General features: G+C 43.4%; 5 protein-coding genes and 2 pseudogenes. All 7 read left to right on the plus strand.

What is annotated here, in order from left to right:
* Window positions 1-514, plus strand: a pseudogene (locus tag ACJ28U_RS00015) (phage capsid protein); the annotation flags it as partial.
* Between the two features lie 18 nt (window positions 515-532).
* The gene (locus ACJ28U_RS00020) at window positions 533-823 is read left to right on the plus strand and encodes a hypothetical protein (protein WP_407617986.1); all 291 of its coding nucleotides are present in this window, start codon (window positions 533-535) and stop codon (window positions 821-823) included.
* A gap of 10 nt (window positions 824-833) precedes the next feature.
* The gene (locus ACJ28U_RS00025) at window positions 834-1,175 is read left to right on the plus strand and encodes a phage head-tail connector protein (RefSeq protein WP_060654724.1); all 342 of its coding nucleotides are present in this window, start codon (window positions 834-836) and stop codon (window positions 1,173-1,175) included.
* A complete protein-coding gene (locus tag ACJ28U_RS00030; protein WP_060654726.1) occupies window positions 1,175-1,459 on the plus strand; it encodes a hypothetical protein in 285 nt (94 codons plus the stop codon). The genes ACJ28U_RS00025 and ACJ28U_RS00030 overlap by 1 nt, the downstream gene beginning before the upstream one ends.
* 2 nt (window positions 1,460-1,461) lie before the next feature.
* Window positions 1,462-1,824, plus strand: a complete 363-nt coding sequence (locus ACJ28U_RS00035; RefSeq protein ID WP_407617987.1) for an HK97-gp10 family putative phage morphogenesis protein — start codon at window positions 1,462-1,464, stop codon at window positions 1,822-1,824.
* Complete coding sequence (locus ACJ28U_RS00040; protein ID WP_060654730.1) at window positions 1,821-2,189, plus strand: hypothetical protein; 369 nt, start codon at window positions 1,821-1,823, stop codon at window positions 2,187-2,189. The genes ACJ28U_RS00035 and ACJ28U_RS00040 overlap by 4 nt, the downstream gene beginning before the upstream one ends.
* Before the next feature lie 8 nt (window positions 2,190-2,197).
* Window positions 2,198-2,377 (plus strand): annotated as a pseudogene (locus tag ACJ28U_RS00045) (phage major tail protein, TP901-1 family); the annotation flags it as partial.

Raw genomic sequence — 2,377 nt, forward strand, 5'->3', positions numbered from 1 at the left:
GTTGGGTGAAACAACGAACACGTTGACGGCAGGTGATTTGCAAGTCGCTTTGTCAAAGTCTTGGGGGAAGTTGCAAACTATTCCAGAATTTGAAGGTGCTCCATTGGTTTCATTCGTTAACCCAATGGACGTTGCAAACTTTTTGGCAGGTAAGCCAATTCAAGCTGACGCATCAAACGCTTACGGTATGACGTTGTTGCAAAACTTTATCGGAGCTGACAAGGTAATTTCTTTGGGTTCAATTCCAGAAGGAAAGGTATTCACGACGGCCGTTGATAACATTGTCTTGGCTTACTTGGACATGCAAAAGTCTGATTTGAGCCAATACTTCGTTGATTACACTGACGAAACTGGTTTGCTGGCTGTTGTATCAAGCAAGAACACGTCAAATTTGACGCTTGAAGCAACATTTACTGGTGCTATGAAGTTGTTCGTTGAAATTCCTGATGGTGTGGTTGCTGCAACGTTGGGTACTGAAACAACTACGGAATCACCTGATAAGCCAGCTTTGTAAAAAGGAGAGTGATCATTTATGACTATGGAACGCATGAAGCTTGCAAAGGGCTTTTTTGATACTGAGACAAATTTGGAATATAGCGCCGGCGACATGTACCCACGTTACGTTGAACCAACTGCCGAGCGCATTGCCTTTTTGAAGGATGCGGGTGTGTTTGAGGAAGTTAACGAAGGTACTGGAGAAACTTTTGAAAAGCCAACTGATAAGAATACAGTTGATGAAATCAAGGGTTATTTGGATCAAGTAGGAATTGAATACGACAAGGCAGCTAAGAAGGCTGATTTGTTGGCTTTGATTACCGATTAAGAGGTGTCATGTGGCTGAAGATACTTTGAGTAAGGTTAAGTTATTGCTTGGTATCAAGGACAAGCTACAAGATGATCTGCTAACGTTGCTTGTCTCGGATAGCCAGGAACGTCTTGTTAGTTATATCAACCAAGACAGTGACACTGATATTAAGTTTCCAACTGGTATTGATTGGGTACTGCGAGAAATCACGGTACGCCGATACAACCGTATTGGGGATGAAGGTAAGACGTCATCTAACGAAAGTGATGTATCCGTGTCATGGCGTGATGATGATATTGCAGACTACGCAACGTACTTGAATAAGTACCGCAAAAAGCGTGGTGGTCGGGGCATTGCGAGGTTCTATTGATGAGATATGAAAACCAAGTGAAGTTGACAATCAGGACGCCTTCAAGTGACCCTGACAATGAATACGAAGAACAAACAACCGATTGGATTGAAGCGCACATTACTGGTGTTTCGTCACAGATGAACATCAATGTGTTTGGTTCTTACAAATCAGATGCAGCGGCTATACATTTAAAAGGGCATTATTTTGGCGTACAGAACGTTTTAATCAATGGGGTTACAAGGAAGCCACAGGCGGTTATTAACGCGCGTCAGAATACTGTGCTAGTCGTACAGGGGGTGTAACCATGGGACGCAATGGTGTAACGATTAACTTTAGTGGTTTGGATAGCTTAATTAAGGGGTTCGAACGACAACCTGCAGTTATTAAGACTGAAGCGACACGCATTATCAATACGGTTGCTGCTAAAGTCGAAAAGACTGCCGCTGAAGAAGCGCCTGAAGATACGGGGTATCTCTTACAACACATTATGGCTGAACCAAAGGGCGCACTTAATGCACAGGTTATTTCAACTGCTCGTTATTCGATATACCAGGAAATAGGTACACGAAAAATGGCAGCGCACCCCTTTATGGGACCCGCAATAAAAGCGCATGAGAAAGATTTGTACACAATGCTATCAAACTTGTTAAAGGAGGGACTACGTTGACGAATTCACCATTTGTTGAACTATTGAAGGATTTGGAAAAGCGAGTAGCTGACCAGGTTAACGTGCCAGTGTTTCGTGTATTACCAGATTCAGAACAACCAGAACCGTTTGTTGTTTTAAGTGATCACACGGATAACGACTTGGCATTAAGAACGGGATTGGCTGCCAGCGATATGACACTGTCGGTTCACGTCTTCTATCCTGCGAATAGTCGTATCAAGTTTGAAGATGCGCTGTACAAGTTGCGTGGCGTCATTGCACAGTCAAACCGTGTGATTAACGTCAGCACTAGTCAGACGGTGTTTGATAATTCAATCGGACGTGATGTTTATCATGCTGTAATCAGCGTGAGAGCAATTATTTAGGAGGAAATATGGCAGATAAGTTTATTGATAATGGTGTGGAGCAAACGAAGGGTAACCCAATCCTTGCCAAGATGATTTGGTACTTTTTGCAAGCTACTAACGCACCAGTAGGAAGCAAGGCAGTGTTGCCTGCAGCACAAACTAGCGGAACGTTGACAATTGGTGGTGACTCAATCGACGAGCAAACG

Source organism: Weissella sp. MSCH1 (genome assembly GCF_045799135.1).
In the GTDB taxonomy this organism is placed as follows: Bacteria; Bacillota; Bacilli; order Lactobacillales; family Lactobacillaceae; genus Weissella.